At 35.0% G+C, this 15,172-nt stretch carries 13 protein-coding genes; 6 read left to right on the forward strand and 7 right to left on the reverse strand.

The annotated features are described in order from the left end of the window. The first annotated feature begins 17 nt into the window (after positions 1-17). The 6 genes from cysS to GQ46_RS17575 all read left to right on the forward strand — a co-directional run bounded on the left by cysS (position 18) and on the right by GQ46_RS17575 (position 4,948). On the forward strand, positions 18-1,502 hold the full coding sequence (cysS, locus tag GQ46_RS06180) for a cysteine--tRNA ligase (RefSeq protein WP_044399302.1): 1,485 nt from the start codon (positions 18-20) through the stop codon (positions 1,500-1,502). Positions 1,503-1,544: 42 nt separating this feature from the next. Beyond that, positions 1,545-1,781, forward strand: coding sequence for a membrane protein insertion efficiency factor YidD (gene yidD / locus GQ46_RS06185; protein WP_044399303.1), 237 nt, complete (start codon positions 1,545-1,547; stop codon positions 1,779-1,781). A gap of 445 nt (positions 1,782-2,226) precedes the next feature. Continuing rightward, complete coding sequence (gene lgt, locus GQ46_RS06190; RefSeq protein ID WP_044399305.1) at positions 2,227-3,156, forward strand: prolipoprotein diacylglyceryl transferase; 930 nt, start codon at positions 2,227-2,229, stop codon at positions 3,154-3,156. Beyond that, positions 3,156-3,659 carry a DUF192 domain-containing protein gene (locus GQ46_RS06195; protein WP_044399307.1) on the forward strand — a complete coding sequence of 168 codons (504 nt, stop codon included), beginning with the start codon at positions 3,156-3,158 and terminating at the stop codon, positions 3,657-3,659. The genes lgt and GQ46_RS06195 overlap by 1 nt, the downstream gene beginning before the upstream one ends. Positions 3,660-3,664: 5 nt before the next feature. Next, positions 3,665-4,516, forward strand: coding sequence for an alpha/beta fold hydrolase (locus tag GQ46_RS06200; RefSeq protein ID WP_044399310.1), 852 nt, complete (start codon positions 3,665-3,667; stop codon positions 4,514-4,516). A gap of 282 nt (positions 4,517-4,798) precedes the next feature. Continuing rightward, a complete protein-coding gene (locus GQ46_RS17575; RefSeq protein ID WP_156133110.1) occupies positions 4,799-4,948 on the forward strand; it encodes a hypothetical protein in 150 nt (49 codons plus the stop codon). Between the two features lie 83 nt (positions 4,949-5,031). Here GQ46_RS17575 and secDF read toward each other — a convergent pair whose 3' ends face one another. The 7 genes from secDF to gyrB form a co-directional block, all read right to left on the reverse strand. Beyond that, a complete protein-coding gene (gene secDF / locus GQ46_RS06205) occupies positions 5,032-8,067 on the reverse strand; it encodes a protein translocase subunit SecDF (RefSeq protein ID WP_044399312.1) in 3,036 nt (1,011 codons plus the stop codon). A gap of 141 nt (positions 8,068-8,208) precedes the next feature. Then, a complete protein-coding gene (locus GQ46_RS06210) occupies positions 8,209-8,820 on the reverse strand; it encodes a hypothetical protein (protein WP_044399314.1) in 612 nt (203 codons plus the stop codon). A gap of 211 nt (positions 8,821-9,031) precedes the next feature. Next, positions 9,032-9,679, reverse strand: a complete 648-nt coding sequence (locus GQ46_RS06215) for a hypothetical protein (protein ID WP_044399315.1) — start codon at positions 9,677-9,679, stop codon at positions 9,032-9,034. A gap of 157 nt (positions 9,680-9,836) precedes the next feature. Then, complete coding sequence (locus GQ46_RS06220; RefSeq protein ID WP_044399316.1) at positions 9,837-10,400, reverse strand: helix-turn-helix domain-containing protein; 564 nt, start codon at positions 10,398-10,400, stop codon at positions 9,837-9,839. 234 nt (positions 10,401-10,634) lie between these two features. Next, complete coding sequence (locus GQ46_RS06225; protein ID WP_044399317.1) at positions 10,635-11,561, reverse strand: malate dehydrogenase; 927 nt, start codon at positions 11,559-11,561, stop codon at positions 10,635-10,637. 153 nt (positions 11,562-11,714) lie between these two features. After that, entirely contained in the window at positions 11,715-12,728 is a 1,014-nt protein-coding gene (locus tag GQ46_RS06230) for a DUF6588 family protein (RefSeq protein ID WP_044399318.1), read from the reverse strand. 162 nt (positions 12,729-12,890) lie between these two features. Further along, positions 12,891-14,840, reverse strand: a complete 1,950-nt coding sequence (gene gyrB / locus GQ46_RS06235; protein ID WP_044399319.1) for a DNA topoisomerase (ATP-hydrolyzing) subunit B — start codon at positions 14,838-14,840, stop codon at positions 12,891-12,893. Positions 14,841-15,172 lie beyond the last annotated feature (332 nt).

A 15,172-nucleotide genomic window follows, 5' to 3' on the forward strand; every position in this document is an offset into this window, starting at 1 on the left:
TTATAATAAAAAGACCAATGCAGCTTTACCAAAATCAGCAGATACAAATCTATAATTCTCTAAGCGGAAAAAAGGAAGCCTTTAAAACCATTCATGAGGGCTATGTAGGCATGTATGTTTGTGGCCCAACGGTTTACAGCAATGTACATTTAGGCAATGTAAGAACCTTTATGTCTTTTGATATGGTATTTCGCTATTTGAAGCATTTAGGATATAAGGTGCGCTATGTTCGAAATATTACAGATGCCGGGCATTTAGAGAACGACGCAGATGTTGGTGAAGATAAGATTACAAAAAAAGCACGGTTGGAAGAGATTGAACCAATGGAAGTAGTACAGCGTTACACTGTAGATTTCCATAATGTCATCAATACGTTCAATTTATTACCTCCAAGTATTGAGCCTACGGCTACTGGACATATTATTGAACAAATTGAACTTATTAAAACAATTATTGAGAATGGCTTTGCCTACACCGTTAATGGCTCGGTCTATTTTGATGTGCATAAATATAATGAGACCAATGATTACGGCATTTTAAGCAAACGAAAATTAGAAGACTTAATCCATAACACACGGGCTCTAGACGGACAAAGTGACAAAAAAAATCCACAAGATTTTGCGCTCTGGAAGAAAGCCGAACCACAGCACATCATGCGTTGGCCTTCGCCATGGAGTGATGGTTTTCCTGGTTGGCATTTAGAATGTACCGCGATGAGCACAAAATATCTAGGAGAACAATTTGACATTCATGGCGGAGGAATGGATTTAAAATTCCCCCATCACGAGTGTGAAATTGCACAAAATCAAGCAGCTATAGGAAAAGATCCAGTAAATTACTGGATGCATGCTAATATGCTTGAGCTTAACGGAGCACGCATGTCTAAAACTACAGGGAATATTATAAATCCAGGAGCCTTGCTTTCTGGCCAAAATGATATCATGTCTAAAGCTTATAATCCAAGTGTTATCCGTTTTTTCATGATGCAATCTGCCTACAGAAGCGTTTTGGATTTAACAGATAATGGGCTTTTGGCCAGCGAAAAAGGGTTTAACCGTTTAATGAACGCCGTTACTGATTTAGAAAACTTAAACACCGCTAACACGACCTCTTTCGATATTCAAGATTGGAAACAGAAATGCTATGATGCCATGAACGACGATTTTAATTCGCCAATTCTAATTGCGAATTTGTTTGAAGCCGTGAATCATATTAATGCTATAAAAGAGGGTAGTACGACCATCACTAAAGAAGATTTAGACATTTTTAAAAATACCATTACTACTTTTGTTTTTGATATTTTAGGGCTAAAAAGTACTGCTGAAGATAGTTTAATTGGTACCGATAAATTATCTGGAGCTGTTGCATTACTTATTAAATTAAGACAAGAAGCCAGAGCTAACAAAGACTTTGCTTTATCTGACAAAATACGTGATGAGCTTGAGGCTGTAGGTATACAATTAAATGACGGTCGAGAAGGCACGACTTTTTCAACGAATTAAGGACTTACCTAAATCTGCTACAAAGGCGCAGACTTATGGATTATGAAAAAACTATTAATCGCTCCTTTCCTATTTATAATAAAGGTTTACCAAACCTTTATTTCGCCTTTTACACCCGCAACATGCCGGTACCAACCAACCTGTTCTCATTACACTAAAGAGGCTTTAGAAAAACACGGTTTCTTAAAAGGAATGCAATTAAGCATTAAGCGAATTTTTAGTTGTCATCCTTGGGGAGGCAAAGGATACGATCCAGTTCCCGACACGGATGACAACTAGCCAGCACGCCAGCTCGCACATTCACTAAAAATGTACACCGTACATTTTCTAACGCTCTGTCGCCATGGGGAGGTAAAGGATACGATCCAGTCCCCGACACGGATGACAACTAGCCAGCGTTCCAACTCGCACATTCACTATAAATGTACACTTTACATTTTCTAACGCGCTTTCGCCTTGGGGAGGTAAAGGATGCGACCCAGTTCTTTAAAATAATTTTTCGTCGGTTTTTTTAATCCCTGCCAGGTTTAAGACACCTTTCAGGCTGGCAAAAAGTTTGGCCCTCAAGTCTCACTGTTTTACATAGTAATAAAAGAGAGTAAACACAGCGCTCAACCCTGTCTGCCCAAAGAGAGGCTTGATGCACCAATCAATAATTCCGTTCTAAAATAATCATTGTAGTCTCCAAAGGTTATACTATATTTACAGTTATAAAAACAAATCTATGCACTTTTTAGAATTCGATTGGAATCCATTAACAGGAATCGACATCGTTGGAAATTTCAAAATTCATTTTTACAGTTTAATGTGGGTTTTAGCTTTTATTATTGGCTGGAATATCATGAAACGTATTTTTAAACGAGAACAGGTTAATATTGAATACTTAGACCCTCTTTTTATTTATACTGTTCTAGCAACCATGCTTGGCGCACGTTTAGGTCATGTCATTTTTTATCAACCAGAATTATTTAAAGAGGACTTTTTTAGTGTCTTTTTACCCTTTAGCTTTCAGAATGGGTTTGAGTTTACTGGATTTCAAGGTCTGGCGAGTCATGGTGCTGCTATTGGTATTGTTGTCGCCATGTATTTCTACCGTAAAAAATACCATTATAAATCGCTGATGTGGATTTTAGACCGCATTGTAATACCTGTAGCTTCTGGCGCCGTATTTATTAGAATTGGAAATTTTATCAACTCAGAAATTAACGGTGTTATAACAGATTCTGATTTTGGCGTTCGTTTTGTTCAAGATTATTACAATAAATATAGAATTGTAAAGGAAACAGGTATTGCAGATTATAAAGAAGCTTATCAAGCCGTGACTAATAATCCGCAGTTTCAAAACCTTTTAGAAGCCGTTCCTTATAGGCATCCCGCGCAATTATACGAAGCATTCAGTTATATTTTCGTGTTTTTAATATTGTTGTTTTTCTATTTAAAAACGAATAAAGGAAATCAACCTGGGTTTCTCTTTGGTTTATTTTTAGTCTTATTATGGGCTGTTCGTTTCTTCGTGGAGTTTGTAAAAATTCCTCAAGGCGAGGAATATATTGATTGGTTTGGTTTAAAAACGGGACAATGGTTGAGTATCCCATTTATATTGATTGGCCTTTACTTTATGTTTATATACAAACAAAAAAAACCTGTTAACTAATGAGGGTTATAACACGTCTGTTTTTTACACTTATTTGCGCTACAATGCTTTGCTTTACTTCTTGCAAAGATGCGCCGAAAAGTATTGAACAACCTGAGATAACCTTTAGTAAAGAAGGAGAACTCACTTTGTATAAAGCCATAACAGATACGGTTATTACAAAATTAGATATTGAACTTGCTAAAACCGACTTTGAAATACAAACAGGTTTGATGTATAGGCAAAAAATGAAAGACAATCAGGCCATGCTGTTTGTCTTTAATGAGATTAGAGAACGTAATTTTTATATGAAAAACACACGTTTTCCTTTAGATTTAATTTTTTTAGATCATAACAAAACGGTCGTTAGTTTTCAAGAAAATGCTCAGCCTTTAAACGAATCTTCACTACCATCTCATGCCTTAGCTCAATTTGTACTTGAGGTTAATGCTGGTTTAGCTGAAAAATGGCGCCTTGAAGTTGGTGATAAAATGGATTACTTTGAGTATAAGATTGTAAACTAACAGGTATGTCTGTTCACTATTTTGAAATAGAGATAAACGGCGAAAGGCGTGTTTCGGTTTCAAAATTCGAACCGCAACGGTCCAACGCTAAAAGTATTGTCATATCTTCTGCTACTGGTGTTATACGAAAATATTACACCAAATTTGCTGCGCATTTTTCTATTTTAGGTTTTACGGTATATACTTTTGATTATTCTGGTATTGGAAACTCTGAAGCTCATACTATTAAGAAGAATACCTGTAATTTAAACGATTGGGCAAAAGACCAGGCTGAAGTATTAGCTTTCGCTAAAACGACATGTCCTGAGCATAAAGTAATTCTTTTAACACACAGTATTGGCGGACAATTGATTGGTCTCAATCCAAATATAGGGTTGGCTGATGCCATAATTATGGTCTGTTCACAAAGTGGCTACTGGAAACTCTTTAAAGGGTATAGTCGTTTAAGAATGTATGCCTTTTGGAATGTCATGATACCAATCACCACGCCTTTATTTGGCTATTTTCCGGCTAAAATATTAGGTCTTTTTGAAAATCTACCAAAACACGTGACCTACCAATGGCGCAAATGGGGCGTAAAACCTGATTATATGCTATCGGAATTTAACACAAGTGATTTATATTTTAAGAACGTTAAGTGCCATGTATTATCATTAAGCTTTCCAAGAGACCAATTTGCACCTAAACTGGCAGTTGATTGGTTAACTGACAGATTTGAAAACGCTACTGTTGACAGACAACACCTTAAGCCAGAAGCCTTAAATATTGACGATGTACAGCACTTTGGCTTTTTTAGAAAAAGATTTAAAACCTCACTTTGGAAACTTGCTGAAGATTGGATTGAGAAACACACCTAGACTAATGCGCTACACCTAGCTGTGAACAAACAGGCATGATGATGGTACGCTCTTTTCTCTGCAATAGACATCGGGAAACGCCTAACGTTTTCTCTTGTAAGATTTTATTGTATCGTCAAGTTTTGGTAGGTCTACATGAGGGTTAAAGAAAAAGTAAGGTCCAAAAACCCATAAACTATTTTAGAATTAAATCTTAATTAATAACACTTCCATTTTATTTAATCGCACGCTATTATTTTTATTGAGATTCGTAAATTATGGCTTCATTTAAAACATATCATTATGGATTCTAAAAATAAAATGCCAAAACAAAACAAGCAAGATAAACAAGCGCAAGCAATCAACAAAAAAGGTGTACCAACAGACGGTGAGGAAATTAACCACCAAATTAAGGATAAAAAGGAGGTGCACCAGCCAAGAGACAATGCTTAAACCTTTTTCGAGTAACTCTACTAAAGAAAAAAGCCTTTCAGCTAATTAGCTGAAAGGCTTTTTAAATATTAAAACGATTTAGACTAAGCTTTCACTTCTTCTGATTCTTCTTCTTTTACTTTGTTTTTAAGCGCCTGTGTAGCATCTCCTTTTTTCACTGTATCGTACATAACTGGTGTTGCGATAAATAATGATGAGTAAGTACCCACAATAACACCTACAATTAAAGCGAACATGAATCCTCTAATTGATTCTCCACCAAAAATAAAGATCGCTAACAACACGATTAATGTTGTTAAAGAGGTGTTTAATGTTCTACTTAATGTAGAGCTTAATGATTTGTCGATAACCTTATCAAACGGCCATGAACTGTGCTCATTAAAGAATTCACGAATTCTATCGAAGACCACCACCGTATCGTTTAATGAGTAACCAATTACTGTTAGAATCGCGGCAATAAAAGCCTGATCGATTTCTAAAGAGAATGGCATAAATTTGTAGGTCAAAGAAAATACACCTAATACGATTAATACATCATGAAAAACTGCTGCAACCGCACCAAGTGAGAATTGCCATCTCTTAAAACGTAATAAAATGTATAAGAACACAACAATTAATGACCCTAATACCGCCCAGAAAGACGCCGATTTAATATCATCTGCAATGGTTGGACTTACCTTATATTTTTTCATTAATCCAGCTGATTTGCCTTCTGTATTATCAATAAAGGCTGCATAATCCATACCATTTAAATGTGGTTGTAAAGCATCAAATAAGGTTTGTCTTATGGCCTCATCTGCTTCTTCTGAAGCTTCGTTAATTCTATATTTCGTTGTAATTTTTAACTGATTATCCTCACCAAACGTTTTAGCATCTGCACTACCAAATACTGCTGGGTCTGACAATGTTTTTGTAATCTCTGAGGCACTTACTGGCTGATCGAAACGCACTTGATAGGTTCTACCTCCAACAAAATCCACACCTTCATCTAAACCATTTGTTGCTAATGACACCAAACTTCCTACAATTAAAATCCCTGAAATAATGAAAGCCACTTTTCGCTTTTTAAGGAAAGCGATATCAATATTTACAAACAAGTTTTTAGTAATCCCTGTAGTGAACTCTAATTTTCCTCCTCTTCCAACATACCAGTCTACTAATAATCTAGTAATAAAGATTGCTGTAAATAAAGACGTTGCAATACCTATTAATAAAGTGGTTGCAAAACCTTTTATGGGTCCTGTACCAAATAAGAATAAGATTAATGCCGTTAGACCTGTAGTAATGTTGGCATCTAAAATTGAAGATAATGCATTACTAAAGCCATCTTTAATCGCTATTTTTTGATCTTTACCTTTGTCGATTTCCTCTCGAATTCTCTCAAAGATAAGTACGTTTGCATCAACAGACATACCGATAGTTAATACAATACCGGCAATACCAGGTAAGGTTAATACCGCTTTAAATGCGCCTACAAGAATACCGAAAATTAATAAGATATTTAATAACATCGCGATGTCTGCAAACAAACCTGCTTTACCGTAATAAAACACCATCCAGATTAATACTAATGCTAATGCAATTAAAAATGACATAGTACCACTATCTATAGCTTCTTGACCTAATGTTGGCCCTACTTCATCACTTTGAATAATGGTTGCTTTTGCTGGTAACTTACCTGCACGTAGTACGTTCGCTAAATCGACCGCTTCATTTACTGTGAAATTTCCAGAGATTTGAGAATTCCCACCTGCAATTGGACCATTATTAATACCAGGTGCAGAATACACCAAGCTATCTAAAACAATCGCAATCTGGTTTTGCTCTTTAAAAGCTCTTGTTGTCATTTCTTCCCAAATTTTTGCACCTTGTGCATCCATTTGCATGTTTACAATCACCTCATTTTTTAAATCATAATCCTGTCTTGCATCGTCAATACTTCCTTTTAAAGGCGCTACATCTTCTCTGTTCCCTTCTAATGAATATAACGCAACTTGCTCGCTTCCTTTTTCTGGCTTTCCAAATAAGAATTTTACGTTTTTAGCATCTGATGGTAATAATGCTTTAGCCTCTTTAGAAGACAACATTGCTAATACCTTCTTAGTATCTGAGATATTAAAGGTGCCCACTGTTGAACCAAAACCTGGTCCTTTTATTAAATCTAAAAACGGATTAACGACAACCTCAACTTCATTGTCTTCTCCTGTTAATTCAGAAATTACATCTGACGCTTCTGCCACTTCTTCCTGATCTACATCAGCGACCTCACCTTCTTCTGTTTCCGCCGTAGCTTCTTCAGTCGTCTCTTTTTCTTTTAGTGACTCGTTAAGGGCTTGAAAAAATTCTCCTAATTTTGCTGAATCATAGCCAAACCAAAACTCTAATTCGGCTGTGCCAGTAATTAAAGCTTTTGCACGTTCAATATCTTTAACCCCTGGTAATTCAACTAAAATTTTCCCAGACGTTCCTAAACGTTGAATGTTTGGTGAGGCTACACCAAATTGGTCAATACGGGTACGTAATACTTGTAATGCTGAAACAATTGATTCGTCAATTTTTTTAGATAACGCATCTTTTACTTCGTCATCAGACATTCCTATGGTAACAATTTTAGCTTCAGATAAAGAGCGCGTGGCAAAAATATCTGGTGAAGCTAATTTTTTGTCTCCTTTTATTTTATCAAATTCGTCGTAAAAATCATCGATATAATCATTTTGACTACTCTTTTGAAGTTCATCGGTAGCATCTAAAGCCTTATTAAACGTTGGATCCATTGAATTATTTGCTAATCCTTTTAAGATGTCTCTAACAGACACTTGAAGAATGGCTTCTAATCCACCTTTTAAATCCAGACCTAATTTTAAGGAGTTGTCCTTTACTTTCGCATAAGTTTCTCCTAAAAAAATGTTCTCTTTTGAATTTGATAATGAATCTAAATAATTAACCTCAAATTCCTTTCTTTTCGTTTTAAAATCTTCGACAGACGTATCATACTTTGCGATAGCCATGTCTTCTGCCTTGTTCTCGATACTACTGTTCTTTACCGAGAATGATAGTTGGTAAATACTTACCAATCCAAATAAAACTGCAAAGAGTTTTACTAATCCTTTGTTTTGCATTTTGTCTTTTTTTGTGTCAAATGTATTAATCAGGCGGCTATAAACTCACCTTTTCATTTGACAATTAATGGTTGTGATTATTGTAATATTATGATAGTTTTCTAATGATTAAGAATGCTATAGTTTAAGATTTTGAATCCCTTAGCAGTTGGGACCTGCCCTGACTTCAGGAATCTTATGTGAAGTATTGTCTATTGCAATGGCAATGGTTCTGTTTAATTTGTAGGCTACCTTTATAAGGTGTTCTCTTTCGCTAACTACTATAAGCTCAATAATTGAAAACACATTAGGATTAGAAAACCGATCGTATTCTTGTTTTAACTCAAGACTGCATTTTCCACCAACGTCTGACAGCAGCTTATTTCCATTTTGAATTTCAAAAACGTCTACATTGTACTTTTTTACAGGCTCTCTAGATGGAAAGTTAGTATTGTTCTTATTTAGGCCATTAGCCGCATAACCCAATTCAATGTCGTTTAAAAGGATGTCTTTTATACGCTGAACATCTGTAGCACTATAATACTTTATTTTTAGTTTTCCTTCTGCCGAAGTACTAACCTCTATAGTCTCGATTCCTATACTCTGTAATTGCTTTTTTACAGTAGCAATGGCATGTTGTGCTTCTTTTGAAGTCACATCATCACCAATGAATTCTAGTACAATTTCCTGATTAGGCACCGCTATTTGTTCTCGACACATACCTAAAGTAGCGAGAAGAATAATTAAAGCACTAAAATACCATTTGGCTTTCATGGGTCTATACCTATTGTTTTTCAACGGGGATTTGAAAAATAACAACACATTACTTCTTTAAAAAAGAGCATAAATCAGGGTTATTTCGTGCGCCAAATATATGATTTACATAGAGAAGTGCCAATAATATCTTAAGTTTTATACAAAAAAAAAGAGCAACTGTAGCGTTGCTCTTTCAAATTGTATTGCGAAATTAATGAAAAGACTACTATTATTCCATTTTTGTGTAACCTTCTGGTGGTAACATTACAAATTTATCCTCTGGAACATCTTCTTTACGAATTGCTATTACTTCAGAAACTACAGTCATCTCCACACCATTTTGATTCATATCAATACTTGTGTATAATGGAAATCCTTGTAATTTACCTTCAAACATAGCGGTCTCTTTAGAATAAGCGTCTATGGCATCAGTAGTAAATACTTCCATTTCCATCATCGTTTCGCCTTGCTTAATTTTTACAAAGTATTGCTGACATTTGTAATCTAATATGGTTTTAGTTTCTGTTCCCTTTTCTACAGTGATGTTGTCTAAATCTTCTTTAGAAGGCTCTGCTTTCTTTAAAGAATACATTTTTCCTGCCATTGGATTATCCATTAACACTAATACTTCGTTTGTTTCACCATTAGAAATTGTAGTGATATCGCCGGTCATTGGGTTAGACATTTCAACACGCGATTTTGAGTCTTTAAAATAAGTTTCAGAGACCATGTCTCCCATCATAGCAAGTTGTTGCTGTACTTGCTCGTTTTCACTAGACAGTATTTGTTTAGAAACCAAAACACCTTCATTTAATTTTTCCTGAGCATTTACAGCAAACCCTATTGCTAATGCTACTAATAATAGTATTTTTTTCATAATAATTATTCCGAGAAAGCGGAGTCTTTATTTGTGTTTGTATACAGTTTTATAATTAAGCATCTAATTTAGTGAAAATAAATAGCATGTGATTCCATATTTTTTAGACACAAGAATTCTAATAAACAGGCTTACTAATTTTATAGGATAGTAATAACTATTTAATCAGTTTTATTAGATTAGGATAGAAATTTCCTGTTTTCCCTTTACTTATCTTAACGGCAAATAGGATTGGTAAAATGATGTTCACTACATAAAGCCCAATGAATAGGTATAATAAAAATGTAGGCGTTCCGTAATGCTGAATTTTAAATATTGTGAAGATCGTAATTGAGGTAAAGGTAAACACAGACCAAACAATTTGAAAGTTTAAGAGATTTGCTCCTGTTTTTTTAAGGCCGATTATTTTATCTTTTTTATTGAGCCATAAAATAAGGGGGAGAATAATATTTCCTACTGGAATAGCGATAAACAGTAGCACAGAAAGATGAAAAATAATGAGATAACTTTTGTCCTCTTGTTTTCCGTAGTCTAAAATATCTTCTGTGTTTATGTCAAGAACATCACATATCAAATGCGGCGTTTTTCCACGAGGTTCACTTTCGTTATTTTCAATCCGTTGGATGGTTCTTAAATTCACTTTAGCAGACTCCGCTAACGCTTCTTGGGATAATCCTTTTTTATTTCTTATTGCTCTAATTTTTTTTCCGACTTCCTTCATAATTAATTTCGTTTAAAGTTTTTACAAAACTAGTAATGAACCCCTCGTTTTGGTAACGGTTTATTTGCGACATTTACACGACATGGTTGTCAATCTATTGATTTTGTTGAGGTTTAATAAGCCTTAAGGTTTTAGTTGAAAAATCACAGTAATGCTCACCTAGCATTTAAAGAACATAAAAAAACCTCATACAATTACAATGCATGAGGTTTATTCTTATAAAAATACCGTTTACTAAAATTCTAATAAACCGTTTGTTTTCTTAACACCTTCAGCAGACTCCTCTAATTTTGCTTTTTCAGCATCACTTAAGCTAATTTCTATTATCTTTTCAATACCATCAGCACCTAATACACAAGGTACTCCAATGGCTAAATCGTTTAATCCATATTCCCCAGCTACCAATGCTGAACACGGGAAAATTTTCTTTGTATCACAAGCGATGGCTTGAACCATTGCAGACACCGCAGCTCCAGGTGCATACCATGCTGAAGTTCCTAATAACTTAGTTAATGTAGCCCCACCAACTTTAGTATCTTCTACAACTTGTTGCATACGTTCCTCAGATAGAAACTCTGAAACAGAGACACTATTTCTTACCGCTTTTCCTATTAATGGCACCATTCCTGTATCACTATGACCACCAATTACAATACCGTCTACATCAGAAATTGGAGCTCCCAAAGCTTCCGCTAAACGATACTTGAAACGTGCAGAGTCTAAAGCACCTCCCATACCAATGATTCTGTTTTTTGGTAAGCCAGTGGTTTTGTGTACTAAATAGGTCATCGTATCCATAGGATTGGATACCACGATAATGATTGTATTTGGAGAGTGCTCAATTAAATTAGCTGATACTGTTTTAACAATTCCGGCATTAATACCAATAAGCTCTTCACGAGTCATTCCTGGTTTTCTAGGAATTCCAGAGGTAATAACACAAACATCAGAATTTGCTGTTTTGCTGTAATCATTGGTAGTTCCTGTTATTGTTGTATCAAAACTATTTAATGAAGCGGTTTGCATTAAATCCATAGCCTTACCTTCAGCAAAACCCTCTTTAATATCTAGGATTACTACTTCGCTAGCAAAATCTTTAATAGCAATATATTCCGCACAACTTGCGCCTACTGCTCCTGCTCCAACTACTGTTACTTTCATTTGATTTTTAATTTTAAGTTAATGACAAATGACCTTCGCTTTTTGATATATCAAATGAAGCGCCTTTCATTTTAATTATATTTTTAGTTTTTGTATTTTTTAAGCAACAAATTTAACGATTTTATGTCAGAAATACCTCAAAATAAGCAATTTCTAAAACGTAAAATTCATGCCTAAAGAAGCACTATTAAAATCACCGATACTATAACTTGCATTCAAACCGAAAAAACCTAAGCTCAAATTAGCTCCAACCGTTCCAAGGATGCCTTTAGTTTCTGATTCGATTGAAAACGGATCAACAATTTTTTCTGAAAAGAAAACACCATCTGAAACACGGTAAGTCCCTAGTAAATCGGTTTGATTTTTACCATCTATGTACCCAATAGCGCCATAAAAATTGACCATTTTAAGTTTCGTACCAACAATTAACTGGTAGAGCATCGTGTTGGTTTCTGTCTGTACTTGTTGATTTTCTCCATCTACAATACCTGTTTCTGTAAAGTCATAACTACCATCTAAATGTGTGTAAGCAATGAGACCAGAAACAGTAATTGGCAATAATTTATCTGCTGGTAAAAAAGCGGTAAAATCCTGTTGCAGACCTAACCCATATAAGCCCACTTTAGCATCTTCTCTATCTACTTTAGGAAAATACCGCCCTTTTATCTGTGTCCCTTTAAAGGGCGAAAAGCTGGCTTGTAAAAAAACCGTTGGAATGATGTTCACGTTTGCCGAGCCAATACCTGTAGGCAACTCTAATGTTGTCTCTTGATTGCCAAAGATAGGATCGTCATAGGTTATAATCACAGACTGAGCAGGATCGTTATGACCTAAAGCGGTAGCGACTACCTTGCTTGGTGCATTATCTGGAAAACGAATGTTCTCATAGTCTGAAACGTCTAATATAAATGCTTTATCTTCATCACTAATAAAAGTAGCATTACCTATAATTGAAAACTCAAAGCCAAAACGCTCTGGCGTTTTTGCATTGTTAAACCAACCGGTATTAATACCATAAGCCAAACCATCGTTTGCTGGTTTAAGATAATCTCTAGAAAAACGTTGGGCATCTGCCACACCTGCCGCTAATAGCTCGTCTAAATTTTCTTGTGCTGAAACAGTTACTCCTGAAAGTAATATTATTAGTATTGAAAGTTTCTTTTTCATGGATACATTGGATTTAGATTATACCTATAATAAACGAAAAAAAACGGGAATTAGTTTTCGTTTATAGTATAAAGTTAAAAAATAGAATATAAATATTATTAATAAAAGCAAAAACGCCTCCAGATATCTCTGAAGGCGTTTAAAAATTATTAAAACTCGAATTTATGCATCAATATTAGCATAAATCGCATTTTTCTCAATAAACTCTCGTCTTGGCGGTACTTCGTCTCCCATTAACATAGAGAAGACTCTGTCTGCCTCAACACCATTGTCAATTTGAATTTGACGTAATGTTCTAAACTCTGGGTTCATAGTAGTGTCCCAAAGTTGTTCTGCATTCATCTCTCCAAGACCTTTATATCGTTGAATTTTAGCGCCTTCACCATATTGCAGCATTAATGCCTTACGTTCTTCATCACTCCAAGCATATTCTTTTTTCGCTCCTTTTTTAACTAAAAACAAAGGAGGTGTTGCAATATAAATATGTCCGTTTTCAATCAATTCTTTCATGTAACGGAAAAAGAATGTTAAGATTAGTGTTTCAATGTGCGAACCATCAATATCGGCATCACACATGATTACTATTTTATGGTATCTTAATTTTGAAAGATTAAGCGCTTTACTATCTTCTTCGGTTCCAATGGTAACCCCTAAAGCGGTAAAGATATTTTTGATTTCTTCATTCTCAAACACTTTATGCGTCATGGCTTTTTCCACATTCAAAATCTTACCTCTTAAAGGTAGAATTGCTTGAAATGCGCGATCACGACCTTGTTTTGCCGTTCCACCTGCCGAATCTCCCTCAACCAGATACACTTCGCACTTCGCAGGGTCTTGTTCAGAACAATCAGATAGTTTTCCTGGTAAACCGCCAATACTCATAACTGTTTTACGCTGCACCATTTCACGTGCTTTTTGCGCAGCATGACGAGCTTGAGCAGCTAAAATTACTTTTTGAACAATGATTTTAGCATCATCTGGATGTTCTTCTAAATAATCTGAAAGCATTTCAGAAACGGCCTGACTTACAGAAGCAGACACTTCACGATTTCCTAATTTTGTTTTTGTTTGCCCTTCAAATTGTGGCTCTTGTACTTTTACAGAAATAATAGCTGTTAAACCTTCACGGAAATCATCTCCTGCAATATCAAACTTCAATTTGTCTAACATGCCAGATTCATCTGCATATTTCTTAAGGGTATGGGTTAACCCACGACGAAAACCAGATAGGTGTGTTCCTCCTTCATGTGTGTTGATATTATTTACATAAGAATGTAAATTTTCTGCATAAGACGTATTATACACCATAGCCACCTCAACAGGCACTCCATTTTTTTCACCTTCAAATGAAATAACATCTTTCATTAAAGGTTCACGATTGCTATCTAAGAATTTGATAAACTCTTTAAGCCCCTCTTCTGAGTGAAACGTTTCACCTTCAAAAGAACCATCTTCTTTAGTTGCTCTTTTATCGATTAAATGAATGGTAATTCCTTTATTTAAATACGCCAATTCACGCATTCTACTTGCCAGAGTGTCATAACTATATTCTAACGTGTGTATAAATATTGTAGAATCTGGCTTAAAGGTCACTATCGTTCCTCTTTTATCTGTTTCTCCAATAGCTTTTACAGGGTATAACGATTTTCCACGCTCATATTCTTGCTCCCATATCTTACCATCTCTATAAACGGTAGCTCTTAAATGTTGTGATAAGGCATTCACACAACTTACACCAACACCGTGTAATCCACCCGATACTTTATAAGAATCTTTATCGAACTTCCCTCCAGCTCCAATTTTAGTCATAACAACTTCAAGCGCCGAAATGCCTTCTTTTTTATGTAAATCTACCGGAATACCACGACCATCATCTTCTGTAGTAATCGAATTGTCTTCATTAATGATTACTGTAATATTATTACAATGTCCCGCTAAAGCTTCATCAATAGAGTTATCGACAACCTCATATACTAAATGGTGTAAACCACGCGTACCCACATCTCCAATATACATGGATGGACGCATACGCACGTGTTCCATTCCTTCTAAAGCCTGAATACTATCAGCTGAATAATTATGCTTATTAAACTCTTCTTTTTTATCGCTCATAAATAGGTGTTATTTATTTCTATGGTTCTTTAATTGCTCTTCTTTTCTCAATTTTGACAACAAACAAATATACGAAAACAAAGTGCTTTTTAAAGGCTTTTTATCGAAAGACCTTGATAATTATTAACAATTGTTAATTATTTAAAAGTGGCTTAAATCGCTTAAAAAGCATCTTAAAATTGATTTTGTTGGTTTTTACTTTCTTCTAAAAAGTATAAAAACAGAAAATTGCCTTAGAACTAAAATTACAGGTTTTTACTTTTGTTAAAATTCTATAAAAACAGCGTTTCTTTAGACCTTTTAGCACATGAAAAGTCATTTTTTTTTCAAAT

The sequence above is a fragment of the Lacinutrix sp. Hel_I_90 genome (genome assembly GCF_000934685.1).
Taxonomy (GTDB): Bacteria; Bacteroidota; Bacteroidia; order Flavobacteriales; family Flavobacteriaceae; genus Lacinutrix.

Excerpts from the sequence above, each read along its gene's own strand:
- GQ46_RS06200 (WP_044399310.1), top strand. The coding sequence starts at position 3,665 with ATGTCTGTTCACTATTTTGAAATAGAGATAAACGGCGAAAGGCGTGTT.
- secDF (WP_044399312.1), bottom strand. The coding sequence starts at position 8,067 with ATGCAAAACAAAGGATTAGTAAAACTCTTTGCAGTTTTATTTGGATTG.
- GQ46_RS17575 (WP_156133110.1), top strand. The coding sequence starts at position 4,799 with ATGGATTCTAAAAATAAAATGCCAAAACAAAACAAGCAAGATAAACAA.
- cysS (WP_044399302.1), top strand. The coding sequence starts at position 18 with ATGCAGCTTTACCAAAATCAGCAGATACAAATCTATAATTCTCTAAGC.
- GQ46_RS06210 (WP_044399314.1), bottom strand. The coding sequence starts at position 8,820 with ATGAAAGCCAAATGGTATTTTAGTGCTTTAATTATTCTTCTCGCTACT.
- GQ46_RS06195 (WP_044399307.1), top strand. The coding sequence starts at position 3,156 with ATGAGGGTTATAACACGTCTGTTTTTTACACTTATTTGCGCTACAATG.
- lgt (WP_044399305.1), top strand. The coding sequence starts at position 2,227 with ATGCACTTTTTAGAATTCGATTGGAATCCATTAACAGGAATCGACATC.
- GQ46_RS06225 (WP_044399317.1), bottom strand. The coding sequence starts at position 11,561 with ATGAAAGTAACAGTAGTTGGAGCAGGAGCAGTAGGCGCAAGTTGTGCG.
- GQ46_RS06230 (WP_044399318.1), bottom strand. The coding sequence starts at position 12,728 with ATGAAAAAGAAACTTTCAATACTAATAATATTACTTTCAGGAGTAACT.
- GQ46_RS06220 (WP_044399316.1), bottom strand. The coding sequence starts at position 10,400 with ATGAAGGAAGTCGGAAAAAAAATTAGAGCAATAAGAAATAAAAAAGGA.
- GQ46_RS06215 (WP_044399315.1), bottom strand. The coding sequence starts at position 9,679 with ATGAAAAAAATACTATTATTAGTAGCATTAGCAATAGGGTTTGCTGTA.
- gyrB (WP_044399319.1), bottom strand. The coding sequence starts at position 14,840 with ATGAGCGATAAAAAAGAAGAGTTTAATAAGCATAATTATTCAGCTGAT.
- yidD (WP_044399303.1), top strand. The coding sequence starts at position 1,545 with ATGAAAAAACTATTAATCGCTCCTTTCCTATTTATAATAAAGGTTTAC.